Raw genomic sequence first — 18,676 nt, forward strand, 5'->3', positions numbered from 1 at the left:
ACATGATCCGCGGCGCCGCACCGACAAGTCCGACAAGTCCGACAAGTCCGATCTCCACCAGTGACCTGACGGTCGAGTACCCGCCGCACGGTGCCAGCGGCGCATTCACGGCCGTGCGTGGCCTTACCCTGCAGGTCGGGGTCGGCGAGGTGCTCGGACTTCTCGGGCAGAGCGGTTCGGGCAAGAGCACGCTGGCCCGGGTTCTGTCGGGCGCCGCGTTCAGCCACGGCGGCGGAGGCACCGGCGACGTTCGACCAGAGATCACCGGGGGAGAGGCGACGGTGCTCGGGTACCGGCTCCGCGGCATCCGTCGGCGCAAGCTGGCCCGGCTCACCTTCGGGGTGGGGCACCTCGCCCAGGATGCCGCCGACACGCTGCCCTCGACTCTGACGGTGGCGGAGATCGTGGCCGAGCCCGTGCTCGACCGAGACCGGCGCTACGACCGGCACATCCTCGACGAGCAAGTGGCGACCATGGTCGACGCGGTGCGGCTTCCGTTGTCGGTGCTCACCAAATTCCCCTACGAGCTGAGCAATGGTCAGCGTCAGCGGGTGGCGCTGGCTCGGGCGCTGGTATTCGGGCCGTCGGTCCTGATCGCGGACGAGCCGACGGCCGGCGTCGATGCCACCGTCCGGGACGCCGTGGTCGACCTGATCGGCGAGCTGCAGCGCGAGCGGGCCTTCTCGGCGCTGGTGATCAGTTCCGATCTCAGCGTGCTTCGCCGGGTCGCAGACCGAATCGCCGTGCTGCACCAGGGCGTGCTGGTGGGGCTGGGCACGATCGACGAGGTGTTCGACGACCCGTGGCATCCGTATGTCGCCGGCCTGGCTGCGGCTCTGATGGGGGAGGCGCCGGACGAGGAGAACGACGACGACAACTACGATTACGAGAGTGAATCCGACGAACATGTCATCGAAAACTGAATCCGTGCAACACCAGGCCGTTCTCACCGACGAGGTCACGCCCCTTCCGGCGCACCGACGACCGGCCCCCGGTCCGATCACCATCCTGCCGCGGCCGGAACCGGCCTTCTCCCGGGCGGTCGAGGCTGCCGGGGGAACCGTGACGGAGCTCTCCGGCGAGACCCGCGGACTGATCTGGCTGGACTACGGCCGGGCCGACGAGCTGCGCGCCACCCTGCACGCGTATCCCGGCATCGGGTGGGTGCAGCTCCCCTGGGCGGGCGTCGACGCCTTCAGTGGGGTGCTTGCCGGCCTGGACCGCCCGGACCTTCTCTGGACCAGCGCGAAGGGCGCGTACGCGCAGCCCGTCGCCGAACACGCCCTGGCTCTCACCCTGGCGCTGTTGCGGGTGCTGCCGAAGCGCGCTCGGGCCGAGGGCTGGAGCACGCTCTCCGAGGGGCGCTCGCTCTACGGCCTCAACGTGACCATCATCGGCGCTGGTGGGATCGCCCGTGAGCTGATCCGCCTGCTCGCGCCGTTCGGCACCCACGTCACAGTGGTGCGCCGCAGCACCGAGCCGGTGCCCGGTGCGGCTCAGACGGTGGTGACGGACGCCCTCTCCGGCGTTCTCCAGACCAGCGACGTCGTCGTCGTGGCGGCTGCGCTCACGGGCGGCACCCGCCACCTGATCGGCCGGGCCGAACTCGAGCTGATGCGGCCCGAGACCGTGCTCGTCAACATCGCCCGCGGCCCGCTCGTCGACACGGACGCTCTGGTGGCAGCGCTGGCCGCAGGAACCATCGCCGGCGCGGCCCTCGACGTGACGGATCCGGAGCCGTTGCCGCAGGGGCATCCGCTCTGGGCCGAGGCGCGGTGCTTGATCACGCCGCATTCGGCCGACACGCCCGAGATGACCGCCCCGCTCCTGGCCGAGCGGATTCGCCTGAATGTGGGTGCCTTCCTTGCGGATGGGCGGTACGTCGGGGTCGTTGACCCTCAAATCGGCTACTGACGGTTGACGCCGATTTGGCAGATCACCAACTTTTGATAAAGTAACAGAGCTGTTCAAGCGACATTCCTCGATAGCTCAATTGGCAGAGCAGCGCACTGTTAATGCGCAGGTTCTTGGTTCGAGTCCAAGTCGGGGAGCGAAAGGCCACCAAGGGCTCCACCCCTGGTGGCCTTTTTTGTATCCCGTTCACTTCCGTGCGACGCGGTCGCAGAAAAGGCGGCATCCGTGGAGTCCTGGCTCACCGTGAGCACCGTTCTGGCCGTGCTCGTCGTCGGGCTGCTCGCCCTCTGGCTGGTCACCCTTGTCCGGGCCCGGCGCGTGGTCTTCGACCGCACGGCGGCCGAACGGCTACGCATTGACCTGCAACTGTCTCTTGCCGAACAACAGGGCCGGCTCGGCATCATCCGGGATCTTCAGGACGTGGCCGTGCTGTCCGTCGCGCGGCTGATCACCCGTGCCGAAGGTGCCCGCTACACGGCCGAGAGCGACCCGTCCAGCGCCGTGCGGGTGGCGACGGCATTGGTCGACGATGGCCGGGTGGCGCTGGCCGACATGCGCCGCGTGCTGACGATCGTGCGCGAGGGTGAATCTGTCTCCGCCGCCCAGCCGGGCCTGCAGTCGGCGAAGGACCTGTTCCGAGTCATGCGTGACGCGGGCGTCACCGTGGTCTTCACCGAGTCAGGCGAGCGGTTCCCGCTCAAGCCGGGCGCCGAACTGGCCGTCATCCGTATCCTGCAGAGCGCGCTGGCCAACACCCTCACTCATGGAGGACGAGGCACGGAGGCTCGGGTCACGATCTCGTGGACTCAGGACGGGCTGCAGCTGCTGGTCGCGGATGACGGCATCCGTGCGGTGGCTCGCCGGGACAGTGCCGACGCCGCCGACTTCGCCGCGCGCACGAAGTACACGATCGACGACGACCTCAAGGCGCTGAGTGCGAACGTAGCCGGGGCAGGCATCACCCAGATGCGCGAGCGCACCGCGATGTTCGGTGGCATCTTCAACGCCGGGACCGTGCCCGGCGTCGGGTTCACGGTCACGGCCATCTTCCCGTCATTGCGCTTCCACAACGGCATCCACGGAGTGGACCTCGACCGCGGCTGATTCTTTCGCCGGGCCAGCGGATCAGGCCGGGCCTACCTGGTCAATCTTCAAGGTTGTCGACGCCGGGCATCCAGCTGAGCCCGGGCGTGCCCCAGCCACGCTTGCGGGTCACCTTGAAGGCGATCTTGGCGTAGAAGTGCTCGAGGCGATCCACGTACAGGGTGCCGTCGAGGTGGTCGTACTCGTGCTGGAAGATGCGGGCCAGCCAGTCTTCGGCGTGAATCTCGAAGGGCTTCTGCTCAAGGTCCACCGCGCGCAGGCTGGCGGAGGGGGAGCGTAGCAGCGGGAAGCGTTCGCCCGGATAAGACAGGCAGCCCTCGACGTCCTCGTTCTCGTCGGCCTCGCCCGAGGGAACCGGGGTGATCCACAGTTCCGGGTTGATGGCCGCGCCACGCCACAGGTGGCCGTCGTCATCGAGGTAGTTGTAGGTGAAGAGCCGGAGCGGCACTCCCACCTGCGGCGCCGCCAGACCGACGCCGGGCGCGGCATCCATTGTCTCGAACATGTCCCGCACGAGTTCATGCAGATCATCGTCGAAATCAGTGACGGGAAGGGCGGGGAAGTGGAGAACGGGATCTCCTGAAATTGCTATCGAACGAACGGCCATTCTTCAAGGATAACGGGCCGGTTCTCGATAGGCTCGTTTGAGTGAACCCCGACCTGACCGACCTGGCTGCGGAAATCGCAATCAATCCACGTCAGGCAATAGGGATTCCACTCGCCCTGGTGGGTGCCGTATTCCTGTCGCTGGGAGCTCAATTCCAGCATCGCGGCGTCACGAAGGTCGAGGCCAAAACGGCTGAGGTCACCGGGGGACTCAACCCGCGCCAGTTGATGCTGCTGCTCGGTCGGCCTTCCTGGGTCTTCGGCACGATAATGCTCGGGCTGGCGATCGTTTTCCAGCTCTCCAGTCTGGCCTTCGCCCCCATCATCATGGTTCAACCGCTCGGCGCCGTCGCCCTCGTGATCACGTCCATCCTGAACTCCCGCATCACCCGGGTCCCCGTCAACCGCGCGTCGAAGATCGCGATCGCGATGTGCGTCGGCGGCGTGGCCCTTTTCGTCACAGTGGCCGCGTTCACCGCCGTGGACAAACCAGTCACCGACGGCAACCTGATCACGATCCTGATCGTGCTCGGCGTCGTGTTGTCCCTCTTCGGCGTCGCGTTCCTCAAGCTGCGTACCCAGTTCAAGGCGATGTTCTACATTGTCGGCGCCGGGGTGCTCTACGGGTTCGTCGCGACGCTGGCCAAGGTCGTCATCAACCGAACCCAGAACGGCAACTTCGAGTGGCTGACCCTGACCTGCGTCATCGGGCTTTTGCTGGCGGCGGTGCTCGGCGCCTACTTCGTGCAAAACGCTTACGCGTCCGGCCCGCCGGACCTGGTCATCGCCGGACTCACCGTGATCGATCCGCTGATCGCCGTCGGCATCGGCATCGTCGTTCTGGGCGAGATCGAACAGGCTCCGCCGTGGGCGGCTGTCGCCTTCCTCGTCGCGGGTGTCGTCGCCATCGTCGGGGTCTTCCTGTTGGCCCGGTATCACCCTCTCGCCGACGACTGACGGCGCTCCAAGCACTCCGTTGGGCGTCCGCGTGGGCGCGCCGCCCCCGGTATGGCTGTTGCAGCACCGGATTAGAATAGGGTTCTAGAAGACTTCGTCAGCGTACGCGCCGTCGAAAACATGATTTATCGCCGGATGACGAACTCCGGCTCACTTACGTTGGGACATTGTCTTTTGTCAGATTTGACCGATTTGCCGAGCGAGTCGTGCCCCCGCGAGCCGGCGAAGAAGCCTCTCCGCATCCTGATCGCGGCGGACACCTTTGCCCCCGACGTGAACGGCGCGGCCCGGTTCGCCGAGCGTCTTGCCGCCGGGATGGTGGGCCGCGGGCACGAAGTGCACATCATGGCTCCAGCCGCGTCACGCAAGTTCGGCACGTGGACCGAGGTGCATGAAGGCCAGCCGATGGTCGTGCACCGTCTGCAGAGCTGGCGCTGGTACCCGCACGATTGGCTGCGGTACGCCCTGCCGTGGTTCATTCCGCGAGAGACCCGGAAAATCCTTGATACGGTCAAGCCGGATGTCGTCCATTTCCAGTCCCACATCAACGTGGGTCGTGCCGTCACGATCGAGGCAGCGAAGCGCGGCATCCGCATCATCGGCACGAACCACTTCATGCCAGAGAACATGCTGGAATTCACCCTTGTCCCAAAGGGCCTGCACGATCGCCTCATCAAGGCCGCCTGGCGGGCTGCGAGGCGTACCTACGGCCGGGCGGAAGCGGTCACCACACCGACCCTGCGAGCCGCCCAGTTCCTGGAGCGCTACACCGGCCTCGAGGGCGTGCTGGCGATCTCATGCGGCATCGACGCCCACAACTACTCGCCGACTTTCGCGCCACGCACCGAGAACCGCATCCTTTTCGTTGGCCGCGTGACCGGCGAGAAACAGATCGACGTGCTGCTGCAGGCCGTGGTCCTGCTCTCGCCCGACCTCAATGTGAAGGTGGAGATCGTCGGTGGCGGCGACCAGAAGCGCAACCTCGAACATCTGTCGCAGGCGCTCGGACTCAGTGGTCGGGTCACGTTCACGGGTTATGTGACGGATGCCGAACTGGCGACCGCCTACACCCGCTCGACGGTGTTCGCGATGCCGTCGATCGCGGAGTTGCAGAGCATCGCGACTATGGAGGCGATGGCGTCTGGATTGCCGATCGTGGCCGCCAACGCCATGGCGCTCCCACACCTCGTGCACGATGGCCAGAACGGCTACCTGTTCGAGCCCGGAAACGCTCAGGACCTCGCCGACAAGCTCACGACAGTTCTGACGGCCGCACCCGACGACCTGAACGCGCTCAAAAACAGTTCCCTCCGGCTCATCGGTGTGCACGACATCAACCGCACCCTGAACACGTTTGAGTGCCTGTATCGCGGGGAACCGGTTATCGACGCGGTCACTTCCGACGCGGCCGCCCGCGGCGCGGAGTAGGCGGGCGAGCCCGCCTTTCGAGCCTGTATCGTTGAACCCGGTGAACCACCCGATCACCACAGAATCGGTCGCACACTCGTCAGAGCAGTTGCGTCGATTGGGGCGGTAGCTCAGCTGGTTAGAGCAGCGGACTCATAATCCGTCGGTCCTGGGTTCAAGTCCCAGCCGCCCTACTTTAAAATAACCGCTGATCGAGATTTATTTTTATTACAATGGGTCTTTCGCCTAGTCGGATTGCACCCACCTCCGCTCTAGACTCCGGTCTAGGTTTGAGCTCCGCGCAAAACTCGGTTGCGCGTCCCGTCGTTTTGGATAAGCAATGGACGTCCAGTGTCTCCGAGGCTTAGGGTCGGCCAATAAGACTGCCGACGAAGCTATGGATCAGTGATACCGATTGACCACAGGGTCATCGGCCAGTGGAGGCTGATCAAGTTGGTGGAGATGGTCCAGCAGTCTTCACGGGCGAGCTATCCGGCGACTGCTGCCCACCGCAGGTCCCTGATGTCGGCACCGTAAGTGACTCGCAGTTGCCTGGAGAGCGGCCTGGAGGTCGGTTCCTTCAACACGGCCGGGCACCCAGCAGGGGCGTTGTTCTACTACCGATACCTGCGCACGTTCTGGTTACTCCCGGCCTCAACCCCTCCACGCCCTCGCCTTCGGGGTGCGGACGGTAGCTTTAGTACATGGCTGTTTCGACGCCGCCCCAGGACCTGCGCCTATCGTGGCGTCGGCTGAGCGTTCCCGAGTGGCCACTGTCTCCGCGGCACGACGCATGAGCCTCACGGAGCACCTGGGGGATTCCGGCTCGCCCGTCCGCGCGTACATCGACGGGATCTCGCCTATCCTGTTAGCTCTCAAGATCGGAGCTGACGGGGCGCGTGCAGTGTCCGACGCGCTGGGCCTTATCGAGCTCGCGGCGAGTAGCGTGATCCTGCCGCCCCTTCCCGGAGTGGATGTCGCGCGGGCGGGAACAGCCGTTGACTTCCGTGTACGCATCGCGCTCGGTGGATTCGATGCTCACGACTCGGCGGCAGCCCTTGGCATCGCTGAGCTGTCGCTGCACAAGGGTGACGTCGAGAACGGCTCTCACCGGGCGCAGATTCTAACTGAGGCGTTCGACGTGGCCGTGCAGATCCTCGAGAGCGTCGCGGGCGAAGTCGACCTTGACCGAGCGGCTCTTCTGCTCGCCCAATGTGAGCAGATTTATCGAGGACGTTATAAGGCCGGCGATATCCCAGCGCGGAGTGCCGGAGTCGGCTGTTGTAAAAGCATGCAATATACCGGATAACGTAGCTTCGAGCTTGTGATTTCGTCGCGTATGCGGTGCGGTAGACGCGCTCGTTCTTGAGCGTCGAGAAAAAACTCTTGGCCATGCTGTTGTCCCAGCACACGCCCGTGCGACCCATCGAGGAGCGCATGCCAAGACTGGTCACCAGGGCCCGAAACTCGGCCGACGTATCCGGCAGTAGAAAATGATGCGGCGTCCATGATGATGGTCAAGCAGCCAGAGCCGACGGTTGGGGCTGTCGGATTTTTATGGCGGTGCTGATGGGGAAGATCCCTGTTGCTTCCACCATTTGAAACCGCCGTCGGATGCTGGGGAACGTTATGCAACGGTCCTAGTCGAACCTCACTGAAAAGCTGCCGTTGCCAGAACATCGGATCTGTGGAAGACCCGCGTCTGACCTCTAATAGCAGGGTGTTCCTCGCAGGATCTGAACGCCCATCAGTCGTGGGTCCCGTTTTCGAGAGCCGAAGCTGACGTAGATACGCGGCCGATTAGTTGATCTATCCCCGATTGAACCGCTGCGCCCGATACTTTCTAGGGTGTCGGCATTCCTCCGTTGACGTTGAGTGTTTCTCCGATGACGAAACTGGACTCTCCGGAGGCGAGGAATACATAGGCGGGCGCGAGTTCGGCTGGTTGTCCGGAGCGGCCGAGTGGGTTGTCCTTGCCGTACTCGGGCAGTTTCTCGGGCGGATACCCCTGCGTCACTTGTAACGCCGTCCAGGTGGGGCCGGGAGCCACTGCGTTGACGCGGATGCCGCGGGGCGCGAGTTGCTGCGCGAGCGCCTTTGAAAAGTTGTTGATGGCGCCTTTCGTGGTCGCATAGTCGAGAAGGAACGGTAGCTGGTGGTAGGCCTCCAAGGATGCCGTGGCGATGATGGTCGAGCCGGGCTTCAGATGCGGTACGGCTGCCTTGATGATCCAGAACATCGCGAACACATTCGTGCGCATGGTGTCCTCGAATTGCTCGTCACTGATGTCTTCCAGTTTTTCGACGAAGACCTGTTTTCCGGCGTTGCTCACGACGATGTCCAGGCCGCCCAGCCCGGTGACGGCAGCTTCGACCAGTTCCCGGCAGTAATTTTTGTCTTTTAGGTCACCAGGGAATGCGACAGCAGTACGGCCGGCCTCTTTGATCAGGCCGACGATGTGGCGAGCATCCTCTTCCTCTTCCGGCAGATAGGAGATTGCAACATCGGCGCCCTCCCGGGCGAATGCGATGGCGACTGCACCGCCGATTCCGGAGTCTCCACCAGTGATGAGCGCCTTGCGTCCGGTAAGCCGCCCAGAGCCGCGGTAACTTGTCTCTCCGAGGTCTGGCACCGGGTCCATGTTCGCTTGGATGCCCGGCTCTGGCTGTTGCTGGATGGGTGGAGAAATGGAGGGGTAACGTGTGCGCGGATCCATGAGGGAGTATTGGTCGGTCGCCATGATGTTCCTTTCGTGGGGCGGGGCTTTAGATCGTGGCTACAGAGCCGGAGTCGACGCGGTAGTTCGCTCCGTTGACGAAGCTAGCGAGATCTGAGCAAAGGAACGCGACCACGCTGGCCACTTCGTCCGGTGTGCCGCGGCGCTTTAGCTCTATGGATGGGCGCTTTTCATCGAGGAAGGTGGTGATCGCATCCGGAATCGAAATGCCAAGCTTGTGTGCCCGCTTCTTCATCATCGCGTCCGTCATCGGGGTATGGATGAACGCCGGTGACACACAGTTGACCAGCAACCCTTCCATGGCGTAGCTGCGAGACAAGCCTTTGGCAAGCGCGAGGACGCCGGCTTTCGCCGAGCAGTACGGCAGTTCGTCGTCGTATGGTTGCACCCCGTCCTCGGACGCCAGAAACACGAGCCGGCCCCAGCCGCCCTTGCGAAGTGACGGCAGGAAGGCGCTGACGAGCCGCACCGGGCCCATCAGGTCGACGAGGAGCGTTTCCATCCAGCCCTCGTCCGTCAGCTCATGGAAGAGGCCTTGGGCGCCGGTAATACCTGCTGACTGCACCAAGATATCGATGTCGCCGACCGCGTCAAGCACCCTGTCTCGAAGGGACGCGATCGAGTCGACACTGGTGATATCGGCAGTGAATGCGTACAGCTGATTCGGTTTCGCGTTCAGCTGCTCGGCCGCCGCATCCAGTTTGTCCTGGTACTGATCGGTGATGACTACCGTGACGCCTTCGGCAAGTAGTCGGTGAGCGGTGTGCCAGCCGATCCCCGAGTCGCCGCCGGAGACGAGCGCTATTTTTCCCTTGATACCAAGATCCATGATTTCACCGTACGCCGCGCACTCAACAATTTTCTATTCCTTGACATCGCCGCTCAACAATGTTGTGGTATTCAAGTGTGCAATGCCGTTGGAGACCCGGAGGTATTCAGGAGCACCGGCGCGATCCTGGGGGAAAGCCTCATCTGGGATGCTCGCGGGGACCATCCCGCAATGCTCTGGTGCGACATCACTGCGGGGCTCATCCACCGAAGTCCGCTGTGCATGCCCGCGGACGGCTCGGCTGACGACACGATCGCGCTGCCCCCGCCTGTGGCCTCATTTTCCGTTGCAGAAATAGGAGGACGTCCGGGTTTCATCGTGTCGCTCGAAGATCGAATCGTCGTGACGGATTCCTCGGGTCACTTGATCCGAACAGTCGCAGAGATCCATCACAGTCGCCTTGGCCTCCGGCTCAATGAAGGAAAGGTTGATCCAGCGGGCCGGTGGATCACTGGGTCGATGAACCTTTTCAATGACGATCCGGTCGGCGCGTTCTACTCGGTTTCCGGTGATGGGGACGTGCGTCTGCTCCGGGGCGGTATCGGTGTCGCGAACGGGCTGGAATGGTCCCTGGACGGTCGTCGCATCTTCTTTACAGACACGAGTGTCGGCACGATCTACACGGGCGCGTACAGCGCGAACGGCGACATCACGGATGTGAATGTGTTCACCCGCGGCGCACCGCACGACGGCCTCACGATCGATACGGACGGAAATTTCTGGGGCGCGCTGTACGGGGGCGGCAAGGTCGTGCACTACAACTCGAATGGCGCTGAGGTCTTCGCCATCGATATACCGGCACTGAACCTCACCTCTGTTGCATTTGGTGGCGCCGACCTCTCCATGCTGTATGTTGCAAGCGCGCGCGAAAACCTGACGCAAGCACAGTTAGAGGCGTATCCGCTGTCCGGTAGCGTATTTGCGATTCAAACGGACACTCAAGGACGCCAACCCACTCCGTTCTTCAGTCGCGGGTGAGTTCCTCGATTGTGATTGCGGCATTGAGGAGTGCGAGGTGACTCAGCCCTTGTGGCAGGTTACCTAGAAAGGCGTTGTCGCTCGGATCGATTATCTCCGAATAGAGACCCACATCGTTCGCCAAATCAATGAGCTCGTCCATGAGCACGACGGACTCGTCATTGCGACCGACGCATGCGAGTGCGGATGCCAACCAGAACGAGCAGGCAACAAATGCTCCCTCCTCGTGGGCGGCCCCGGTGTAGCGATACGTGAGTGGACCATCGCCAAGTTCCGTACGAATTGCGTCTATCGTCGACGACATCCGCGAACTTCGGTCGAACCCGCTGGCCGCGTGGAGGAGTACGGATGCGTCCAGATCGTCGCCGCCCGCCCAGGCCGTGAAGCTCTTTCGCGCTTCGGACCAGCAGTTCTCGCGTACCCACGCTGCGATGAGTTCGGATTCGGATCGCCAGTGTGTGGGGTCTCCCGGGATCTGGCCCATCTCGCAGAGGCGCGTCGCGTCGGTGAGGGCCTGCCAGCATCCCATCTTCGACGAGGTGTAGTGGCGCTGCTCGGTGAGTTCCCATATCCCGGAGTCCGACTGTCGCCAGATGTCCGCCACGTGGTTGGCGAGTGAAGCCAGCAGTAAGCCCGTATCCACATCGAGCACATTTCCGGCCTCGACGTACACACGCATGACATTGAACAGGTCACCGTATACCCCGAGCTGCAGCTGGTTGGCTGCGCGATTACCAATGGTGACCGGTCCAATTCCGCGCCACCCCGGCACGTCAAGGGTTACAACATCACCGGGAACAGCGCCGTCCAGTGTGTAAAGAATGTGCAACTCCGGGCCGCACTCCCTGATCGTGCGAAGCAGCCATGCGACCGCCGCGTGGGTCTCCTCGCGAAGGCCGAAACGAACGAGAGAACGCACCGTATACGCCGTATCCCGCACCCACGCGAAGCGGTAGTCCCAGTTCTTGCCGCCACGGAGGTTCTCGGGAAGCGATGTCGTCGGCGCCGCCGCAATTGCTCCCGTCGGGCTGTAGATCAGTAGTTTGAGAGCCAGAGCACTGCGCTGGACAGCGTCCGCCCATGGCCCGTCGTAGTTGAAGTCACGCGACCACAATTGCCAGCTCGCGATCGTGCGGTTCACACTCTCGTCAGTCAACTCGGGCACCGGCACATGAACCGGTTCGTTCGCGGTACCCGCAACCGTGATGAGGTGGCGGGACTTCGCCGCCGTCGTAAAGCTTCCGGCCAGTGCGCGGCTGCCACCCCCGCGCGGTCCATGCGCCAGTCCGCGCACCGCAATCGTCACGCTACCAACGCGGATGACCTTTCCGTGAATCGTCGTGTCGACCCATGGCGATGCAGTCGAAAGGCACGTACCGGGAGTAACGCGCCATCGGAAACGCACGGCACCACGGATGCCATCGACACGCCTCGCCAGCTCCACCCACGGAAGCCGGCCGGCGAATCCGTTAACGAGAGCATCCGTGACTCGGGCGACACCCGCATCCGTTGTGAAGGTGGTCTCCAGCACATTGGTTCCGGGGACATACCGGCGCGTGACGGTGTAGGTCCCCGCGGGCGCGAGCTCAATGCTGCCGCCCTCTCGTGCGTCCAGCAGCCGCGCGAACACAGGGGTAGAGTTGAGTGCCGATATGGGAAGCCAATCGATGCCGCCATCCAGTGCGACCAACGCCACCGTGCGTCCGTCACCGATCGCAGCGTACGAGCGTAAGTCCGTATAGCCATCCCGGCGTTGAGAGCTCATTCGCCTCCCACTCGTCGACGACATCCGTGAACTGAACCGCCTCGAGCTTAGCCTCGATGCACCGACGGTGCTCGTTGAGCATGCGGCGTTTTATGCCGAGCCAACAGGTCGAGGCATCCGAGCACCCCGTTGCGCTTTCGTATCTCGAAACCTATTTGTGTCGCAACTCATGGGCGGTTTCAAGGAGTGGAAGCAACGGGAGTTATTTCTTTCTTCGAGGTTAGCCTGCTGAGCAGGTCGGCTGGGGTGCTTCGGTTGAGGGTTTTGCGGGGCCGTTCGTTGAGTTCGGTGGCGACTTCGAGGAGTCGTCGGGCGCTGTGCGCGTTCAAATCGGTGCCTTTGGGGAAGTAGTGACGCGGGAGGCCATTGGTGTTCTCGTTCGTGCCGCGTTGCCAGGGCGAGTGCGGATCGCAGAAGAAGACGGGAACGCCCGTCCCTTTCGTGATCTCAACGTGCCGTGCCAGTTCGCTTTCCTGATCGCAGGTCAATGACCGCCGCAGCATCACGGGCATGAGGTTGAGGGCGCCGATGAGCGCGTCATGGAGCGCCGCGGCGCTATGGCCGTTGGGCAGGTGGACCAAGACGACGAATCGGGTCGTGCGTTCAACGAGGGTCGCGATCGCGGATCCTGACGCCGAGCCAACGATGAGATCGCCCTCCCAATGCCCGGGAATCACTCGGTCGTTGGCCTCAGCGGGCCGTTCACTCAACAGCGCCTTGTCGCGAATTCGACCGGGGGTAATGAGATGTGCGGCTCGCGATTTTCGAGCTGATCGCCCTCGTCGTAGGTGCCGGTGCGGGCGGACTCCGACGTAACCGCGGTTTTGCACGTAGAGGCTTTGATAGATCGTCTCGTGGGATACCTGCAGTTCGTCCTGGCCGGCGAACGCGGCTGCGAGGTCGTCGCTGATCTGCTGCGGACTCCAGCTCTTCCGCAAGCGTTCCTCAACGACAGCGGCAAGCTGCCGGACATCGAGCCTGCCGGGTTTGGGCCGGCACGCTCTGATCTCACATCGTTTCTGTGCGGCACAGGACCGATAGCTGCGCGTTGCCGAGTGTGCGTTCCGGCGCAGCTCCCGACTGATCGACGACGCGGCACGACCCAGATCCTGCGCGATTGCCCGGACATCTGCACCACCCAACCTCAGATCCGCGATGCGCAGACGTTCCTCTTGGCCTAGAAAACGTCCCGAAGACGCAACCGTCGGAATGGGTATCCGTCCGCCAGCGGCTTTGATCCATCGATATCCCTGTTTGCGACCCATTCCTATAGATTCACGCGCGGCCGATGCCGACATGCCTTCCCGAACCCGATCCCAGAACAAGTTCTCGCGGACCTTCATGACCAACCTCGACGCCACTAACAGCACCTCCTTCAAACGGTGTTGCTACGACCCCTTGGAACTCCCCGGTGGCTCTTTACGTTGACGTAGCAACACTTAGAAGCCGGAAACCACACCACTCACGGGGATGTAACCGGGTGATTGTCGTTGGTGCCGAGAACAGGTGCTTTGGCAACCCCGTGCGGTGTACGGGCCAACGTAGCCGCCACCAAGAGTGAGCACATACAGCCGCGAGACTGACGTGATTCCATCAAACACTCGGGTACCTGCACCGACAAGTGATCCCGGTGATGTGCTCTCGCTTGTTGACGAAAGCTGTTGGGGAGGCGCAGCATGAAATAGGAATCTATTTTTTCGTGCAAAACCTGCGACGTGAAAATGATTGGAAATCAGGAGGATCTCAGATGCCGAAAGTGGCGATCAATGGGTTGGGTCGAATCGGGCGGGCTGCATTAAAAATTCTGCTCGATTCAGAGAATCTGGAACTTGTTGCGGTCAACGATGTGGCGTCAATTGAGAATCTTGCCTACCTGCTGCGGTATGACACGGTCTACGGCCGGTACCACCGTCAGATTGTTGTGGAGGCTGATGCACTTGTCATCGACGGCCACCGGGTGGTTGTTCTTGCCGAACGGGACCCAGCGGCGCTGCCGTGGCGGGAGCTCGGAGTCGATCTAGTGCTGGAGTGCACTGGTGCTTTCACTCGGGCGGAGGACCTGACCAAGCATATTCAGGCGGGCGCGTCGTTCGTCATCTTGTCTGCCCCGACGAAGTCCGAATCCGTCCCGACGGTTGTGCACGGGGTGAACCGGCCGGATGGGCATCCGCAGATCATCTCTTGCGCCAGTTGCACGACGAACTGCATCACACCGGTCATCGAGATCGCGACAAGGCGTCTGGGGGTGGAGCGTGCGATCATGACCACAATTCATGCATACACCGCGACCCAGCGCCTGGTCGACTCTCCGAGTGACAATTTCCGACGTGGGCGGGCGGGTGGAGCGAACTTGGTGCCCGCTCCTACCGGTGCTGCACAGGCGACAATCCGGGCATTGCCGGAGTTGACCGGGCTCTTCGCCGGGGTTGCGATCCGCGCCCCGATCGAGGTTGGTTCCATTGCCGACATTGTCATTGTCACTTCCCGCCCAACCAGCGTAGAGGAGGTCAACGCTGTGTTCATCGAGGAGGCGAAGACGCCCCGGTATCAAGGCATCCTCGGCGTTTCGGCGGACCCGATGGTCTCCTCCGACATCATCGGCGATTCACGCGCCGCCGTGGTGAACCTTGATCTGACGCAGGTGGTGGACGGCACCCTGATTAAGATCATGGCCTGGTACGACAACGAGTGGGGCTTCACCCACCAAATGATCCGCGAGGCTAGGGCCACCCTCGGGTTACCTTCCAGCGGGGAAACCTCTCCGTGACGAGAAATACACTGAGGTTTCGATATCACCTTCCACAGGGTACGTAGCCCGATCAGCGATATTGGGGCTTCAGGGCAGAGTAATTTGGCTCGACTACAGTCGATGAAGCTGGCTTATTTCCGGCAAGTGCGAGCGGATGATGCGTGAGGGTGGATTGAACGGTCATCTCGAACCCGTCGATCTTCGAGAAGGTGATCGTCGGCTCAACCGACTGTAGTCACGCACTGGCTCGGGCTCACACCGAGTCGTCAGCGGATGCTACGGCCTTGGCTCCCCAATTCGTGTACAAGATTTTTGGTCCTCATCGATCTGCGGCAGGCGGCGGACCTGCTACGAGGCGTGTATGAAGGCACGGATGCTGGTGACGATACCTGATGGAGGTGGCACCCGACTTGGCCCACAACACCGCGGGAACGGGCGCACTTACCGCAGCGGTTATGGGCCGCGGCCGACCGGCCCAATCTGATGATCACGGAGGGCATCCCGGCGATCCGGCGGTTGATCGGTCAGGGCAGCAGCGTGAACATCACGCTGCTGCCCTCAACAAAAGTGCACGAAAACATGGTCGATGCATACCTGTTCGGAGTGGAGGACCGGTTGGTCGACGGCGGGGGAAGGTCGGCATCGCCAGCGAGGGCGCCGCCTATGCCGCTTCACCAAGCTCGTCATCAGTGAGCGCTAACAAACACTGTATGCCGAGCGTGGAGCCCTGATTCAACGAGTACTACGGGCATCGATCTGTCCCACCTACCAAGACTGGATCCATAGCTACAATCACCACAGACCACAGACCACAGACCACAGACCACAGACCACAGACCACAGACCACAGACCACAGACCACAGACCACAGACCACAGACCACAGACCACAGACCACAGACCACAGACCACAGACCACAGACCGCATACCGGCATCGGCGGCAAATCACCCATCGACCGTGCTCACAACGTCAAAGGGAACAACACCTTTTCCGCGTGAACCGGCGGGCTGGAACGAAGAAGCTTCGTCACTGATCAGGTTACCGATGGCTTCAGGACGGCAACAGAGCGATGCCACCATACGAGGCTGCGCCCTTTATCGCGGAGCCGAGTGTCGGGCGCATAAATCTGACATTTCTGATGCGGGCTTCAGCACGTGCGGTTCAATGGGAACATGGCCGGAATCTGTGTGTACACGATCGGGCATTCCACTCATCCCGTTGATGAGTTCGTTGGAATGTTGAAAGCAAATGGTGTCGAACGACTCATCGACGTTCGCACCGTTCCCGGGTCTCGTCACAACCCACAATTTGGGGAACACGAACTCGACACAAGCATGCCGGAGGCAGGTATTGACTATCAGCGACTTCCCGAGCTAGGCGGGTTACGGCATACTCCGGCGGCAGAAGCATCTATCAACGGAGCGTGGCGTAACAGAAGCTTTCGCAACTATGCCGACTACATGCAAACGCCCGAGTTCGTTGCCGGCGTTGACGAGTTGGTGGCGCTGACGAAGAAGCAGACGGTGGCGATCATGTGTGCCGAGGCCGTGCCCTGGCGTTGTCACCGATCACTGATCGGAGACGCGTTGCTGGCTCGCGGTCTGCAGGTTGCCGACATCATGAGCCTGACCTCGACCAAGCCCCACACCCTCACCAGCTTCGCGAAAGTCGATGGTAACCGCCTCTGGTATCCACCGGAAGGGTGAAACCCGAGGGTGCCAATTCGAAGCAAGATGGTGCAGCGAATACGCTCGAAAGATCCAGCAAGATTATGGCAGTGGAAGGCATACCAATGACAAAAAAATTCTCAGTCGGCGATCACGTGCGCTGGAACTCCGAGGCCGGCCATGTGCACGGCACCATCGCGAAAATTCATACGATAGACGTGGAATACAAAGGGCACACTCACCGCTGCAGTCCCGATGATCCGCAGTACGAGATCACGAGCGACACGACCGACCACGTGGCGATGCATAAGGGCGAGGCCCTGACGAAAATCTAGCCATTCGTGACCACCAATGCAGACAAACGGCGAGCGTGAGCACCTCTGTGATTGTCGGCAGTCTTGGAAAACGACCACGGATCAGATGGCGACATTCGCGGGAACGGTGGCTGACACCGCCGTCCTGGCACGGGCAGACACGGGTTAAAGTGGACGCCATCGGTGGTAGTGGATCGGCTTGGTCGATGGGCAGACGATACGCGAGTTCGGTGTCACCGTTCACGTCAAAGATATTAAAGACCGTGCGCACTCAAGAGGTCGAGACCAGCCCCACGACCTTGTCAGATAGGTGCGTTCTCCGACTCAGTCCGAGTGAACTGTTGCTGCTAGCTCGACGATCCAGTCGGGTCAGTAATCCTGACCCGGACACGGCGCAGATGATGACGATGGGCGCTGAGGTGAAGCCGAACTGTTAAATCAGGTCGGTGGCTCGCCTGTCAGTTTTGAGGTCGATTACGGTGTACGCCGCAGTCCGGGTAGAGGTGAGTTGGGGGGTAAACGTGGTCATCTTCTATCTCGTCTGGGAGAGCGAAAATGGCACCACTTTGTGGGCGTGTTGACATGAAGTACCGCGGGTGAAAGTCTGAATTGTAGTTACAAGCAGGCGAAACGAGGACAGTATGGCCGAATTCACCACGGAAACTGATCAGCTCACGGGGGTGCGGCATCGCACTGTCACAGTCGATGGGTTGGAGATCTTCTATCGGGAAGCGGGTCCGGCGGATGGGCCGACGCTCGTGCTTTTGCATGGGTTCCCTGCTGCGTCGCACCAGTACGCGCGCCTGATGGATCGGCTCAGCGACCGGGTGCATCTCATCGCACCGGATTATCCGGGGTTTGGTTACAGTAGCGCTCCTGCCTCGAGCACCGGCGGCGGCGACTTTGTTTACTCTTTTGATCACATTGCCGAGGTCGTCGAAGCGTTTCTGGTGACCCTTAACATTGACGCGTTCTTCATGTACGTTTTCGACTTTGGCGCTCCTATCGGGTATCGCATCGCGGCGCGACATCCGGATTGGATACAGGGGGTCATCGCGCAAAATGGCAACGCCTACGAGGCGGGGCTGGGGCCGAATATGCAGTCTGTGGTTCGGTACTGGGCAGATCAAGAGGGGGTGGAGACCGCTATCCGCGGAGCGCTAACAGCTGCGGCGACGCGCTCCCAGCATCTCGAAGGGACCGCGCACCCAGAGCTCGTCGATCCTGACTCATGGACTTTGGATCAGCACTGGCTCGATCAATCCGGGCGAGACCAGATCATGCTCGACCTGCTCTATGACTACCAGTCCAACGTCGTGTTGTATCCAGCGTGGCAAGCGTGGATGCGCGAACATCAGCCCCCCATGCTTGTGCCTTGGGGGCGCAACGATCAGTTCTTCTCTGAAGCAGGCGCACGAGCATACCTCGATGATCTTCCCGCTGCTGAGCTGCACCTGCTTGACACCGGGCACTTCGCCTTGGATGAGCAGCTGGACACCGTGGCGCATCTGATCGATGACTTCATTGGACGACATGCGCAATAGCGGTCGTTCTACGTACAAGCACCATGAACACTGACAGAAAGGTAACGACAATGTCATTTGAGCAACGACTCTCCGTCGGTGATGTCGATCCCGAGGCCTAGAAA

16 protein-coding genes, 2 tRNA genes and 1 pseudogene are annotated in these 18,676 nt (G+C 61.8%); 13 read left to right on the forward strand and 6 right to left on the reverse strand.

Features of this window, described 5'->3' with window-relative positions; translation table 11 throughout:
• Positions 1 to 2 precede the first annotated feature (2 nt).
• The 4 genes from E3T34_RS14420 to E3T34_RS14435 all read left to right on the forward strand — a co-directional run bounded on the left by E3T34_RS14420 (position 3) and on the right by E3T34_RS14435 (position 3,018).
• The gene (locus E3T34_RS14420; protein WP_134343381.1) at positions 3 to 923 is read left to right on the forward strand and encodes an ATP-binding cassette domain-containing protein; all 921 of its coding nucleotides are present in this window, start codon (positions 3 to 5) and stop codon (positions 921 to 923) included.
• Entirely contained in the window at positions 907 to 1,914 is a 1,008-nt protein-coding gene (locus E3T34_RS14425) for a D-isomer specific 2-hydroxyacid dehydrogenase family protein (RefSeq protein ID WP_104099978.1), read from the forward strand. The genes E3T34_RS14420 and E3T34_RS14425 overlap by 17 nt, the downstream gene beginning before the upstream one ends.
• Positions 1,915 to 1,978: 64 nt before the next feature.
• Positions 1,979 to 2,051 (forward strand) — tRNA-Asn (locus E3T34_RS14430).
• Positions 2,052 to 2,139: 88 nt separating this feature from the next.
• Positions 2,140 to 3,018 carry a sensor histidine kinase gene (locus E3T34_RS14435; protein WP_134343382.1) on the forward strand — a complete coding sequence of 293 codons (879 nt, stop codon included), beginning with the start codon at positions 2,140 to 2,142 and terminating at the stop codon, positions 3,016 to 3,018.
• A gap of 40 nt (positions 3,019 to 3,058) precedes the next feature.
• Here the strand turns inward: E3T34_RS14435 and def are convergent, their stop codons facing one another.
• Complete coding sequence (gene def / locus E3T34_RS14440; protein WP_104099976.1) at positions 3,059 to 3,625, reverse strand: peptide deformylase; 567 nt, start codon at positions 3,623 to 3,625, stop codon at positions 3,059 to 3,061.
• Positions 3,626 to 3,666: 41 nt separating this feature from the next.
• Here def and E3T34_RS14445 point away from each other — a divergent pair, with 41 nt between their 5' ends.
• The 4 genes from E3T34_RS14445 (at position 3,667) to E3T34_RS14460 (ending at position 7,297) form a co-directional block, all read left to right on the forward strand.
• A complete protein-coding gene (locus E3T34_RS14445) occupies positions 3,667 to 4,581 on the forward strand; it encodes a DMT family transporter (RefSeq protein WP_104099975.1) in 915 nt (304 codons plus the stop codon).
• A gap of 183 nt (positions 4,582 to 4,764) precedes the next feature.
• A complete protein-coding gene (locus E3T34_RS14450; protein ID WP_369827935.1) occupies positions 4,765 to 6,009 on the forward strand; it encodes a glycosyltransferase in 1,245 nt (414 codons plus the stop codon).
• Positions 6,010 to 6,108: 99 nt separating this feature from the next.
• A tRNA-Ile gene (locus E3T34_RS14455) sits at positions 6,109 to 6,182 on the forward strand.
• Positions 6,183 to 6,754: 572 nt separating this feature from the next.
• Entirely contained in the window at positions 6,755 to 7,297 is a 543-nt protein-coding gene (locus tag E3T34_RS14460; protein ID WP_134343383.1) for a hypothetical protein, read from the forward strand.
• On the opposite strand, the pseudogene E3T34_RS14465 reads toward E3T34_RS14460, so the two are convergent.
• From E3T34_RS14465 to E3T34_RS14475, 3 genes and pseudogenes are all read right to left on the reverse strand, one after another.
• Positions 7,221 to 7,466 (reverse strand): annotated as a pseudogene (locus tag E3T34_RS14465) (integrase core domain-containing protein); the annotation flags it as partial. The gene E3T34_RS14460 and the pseudogene E3T34_RS14465 sit on opposite strands and share 77 nt — an antisense overlap.
• A gap of 365 nt (positions 7,467 to 7,831) precedes the next feature.
• Positions 7,832 to 8,728, reverse strand: a complete 897-nt coding sequence (locus E3T34_RS14470; RefSeq protein WP_104099973.1) for an SDR family oxidoreductase — start codon at positions 8,726 to 8,728, stop codon at positions 7,832 to 7,834.
• A 25-nt stretch (positions 8,729 to 8,753) separates the two neighbouring features.
• On the reverse strand, positions 8,754 to 9,554 hold the full coding sequence (locus E3T34_RS14475; RefSeq protein ID WP_104099972.1) for an SDR family NAD(P)-dependent oxidoreductase: 801 nt from the start codon (positions 9,552 to 9,554) through the stop codon (positions 8,754 to 8,756).
• Between E3T34_RS14475 and E3T34_RS14480 the strand changes: the two genes are divergently transcribed.
• On the forward strand, positions 9,489 to 10,532 hold the full coding sequence (locus E3T34_RS14480; RefSeq protein ID WP_241977424.1) for an SMP-30/gluconolactonase/LRE family protein: 1,044 nt from the start codon (positions 9,489 to 9,491) through the stop codon (positions 10,530 to 10,532). The two genes, E3T34_RS14475 and E3T34_RS14480, sit on opposite strands and share 66 nt — an antisense overlap.
• On the opposite strand, the gene E3T34_RS14485 is transcribed toward E3T34_RS14480, so the two are convergent.
• Positions 10,519 to 12,297, reverse strand: coding sequence for a glycoside hydrolase family 15 protein (locus E3T34_RS14485; RefSeq protein ID WP_134343384.1), 1,779 nt, complete (start codon positions 12,295 to 12,297; stop codon positions 10,519 to 10,521). The genes E3T34_RS14480 and E3T34_RS14485 overlap by 14 nt on opposite strands.
• A 179-nt stretch (positions 12,298 to 12,476) precedes the next feature.
• Positions 12,477 to 13,676 (reverse strand): IS30 family transposase, encoded by a 1,200-nt coding sequence (locus tag E3T34_RS14490; protein ID WP_370247178.1) that lies wholly within the window; start codon positions 13,674 to 13,676, stop codon positions 12,477 to 12,479.
• 368 nt (positions 13,677 to 14,044) lie between these two features.
• On the opposite strand from E3T34_RS14490, the gene E3T34_RS14495 reads away from it, so the two are divergent.
• The 4 genes from E3T34_RS14495 (at position 14,045) to E3T34_RS14520 (ending at position 18,572) form a co-directional block, all read left to right on the forward strand.
• On the forward strand, positions 14,045 to 15,064 hold the full coding sequence (locus E3T34_RS14495; protein WP_104099970.1) for a type I glyceraldehyde-3-phosphate dehydrogenase: 1,020 nt from the start codon (positions 14,045 to 14,047) through the stop codon (positions 15,062 to 15,064).
• Positions 15,065 to 16,219: 1,155 nt separating this feature from the next.
• On the forward strand, positions 16,220 to 16,753 hold the full coding sequence (locus E3T34_RS14510; protein ID WP_134343386.1) for a DUF488 family protein: 534 nt from the start codon (positions 16,220 to 16,222) through the stop codon (positions 16,751 to 16,753).
• Between the two features lie 86 nt (positions 16,754 to 16,839).
• The gene (locus E3T34_RS14515) at positions 16,840 to 17,049 is read left to right on the forward strand and encodes a DUF2945 domain-containing protein (RefSeq protein ID WP_104099967.1); all 210 of its coding nucleotides are present in this window, start codon (positions 16,840 to 16,842) and stop codon (positions 17,047 to 17,049) included.
• A gap of 620 nt (positions 17,050 to 17,669) precedes the next feature.
• Positions 17,670 to 18,572, forward strand: a complete 903-nt coding sequence (locus E3T34_RS14520) for an alpha/beta fold hydrolase (RefSeq protein ID WP_134343387.1) — start codon at positions 17,670 to 17,672, stop codon at positions 18,570 to 18,572.
• Positions 18,573 to 18,676 lie beyond the last annotated feature (104 nt).

Origin of the sequence: Cryobacterium sp. TMT1-62, from assembly GCF_004403145.1 — a bacterium.
Lineage (GTDB): Bacteria > Actinomycetota > Actinomycetes > Actinomycetales > Microbacteriaceae > Cryobacterium > Cryobacterium sandaracinum.

Excerpts from the sequence above, each read along its gene's own strand:
- def (WP_104099976.1), bottom strand. The coding sequence starts at position 3,625 with ATGGCCGTTCGTTCGATAGCAATTTCAGGAGATCCCGTTCTCCACTTC.
- E3T34_RS14495 (WP_104099970.1), top strand. The coding sequence starts at position 14,045 with ATGCCGAAAGTGGCGATCAATGGGTTGGGTCGAATCGGGCGGGCTGCA.
- E3T34_RS14485 (WP_134343384.1), bottom strand. The coding sequence starts at position 12,297 with ATGAGCTCTCAACGCCGGGATGGCTATACGGACTTACGCTCGTACGCT.
- E3T34_RS14470 (WP_104099973.1), bottom strand. The coding sequence starts at position 8,728 with ATGGCGACCGACCAATACTCCCTCATGGATCCGCGCACACGTTACCCC.
- E3T34_RS14425 (WP_104099978.1), top strand. The coding sequence starts at position 907 with ATGTCATCGAAAACTGAATCCGTGCAACACCAGGCCGTTCTCACCGAC.
- E3T34_RS14420 (WP_134343381.1), top strand. The coding sequence starts at position 3 with ATGATCCGCGGCGCCGCACCGACAAGTCCGACAAGTCCGACAAGTCCG.
- E3T34_RS14520 (WP_134343387.1), top strand. The coding sequence starts at position 17,670 with ATGGCCGAATTCACCACGGAAACTGATCAGCTCACGGGGGTGCGGCAT.
- E3T34_RS14510 (WP_134343386.1), top strand. The coding sequence starts at position 16,220 with ATGGCCGGAATCTGTGTGTACACGATCGGGCATTCCACTCATCCCGTT.
- E3T34_RS14515 (WP_104099967.1), top strand. The coding sequence starts at position 16,840 with ATGACAAAAAAATTCTCAGTCGGCGATCACGTGCGCTGGAACTCCGAG.
- E3T34_RS14475 (WP_104099972.1), bottom strand. The coding sequence starts at position 9,554 with ATGGATCTTGGTATCAAGGGAAAAATAGCGCTCGTCTCCGGCGGCGAC.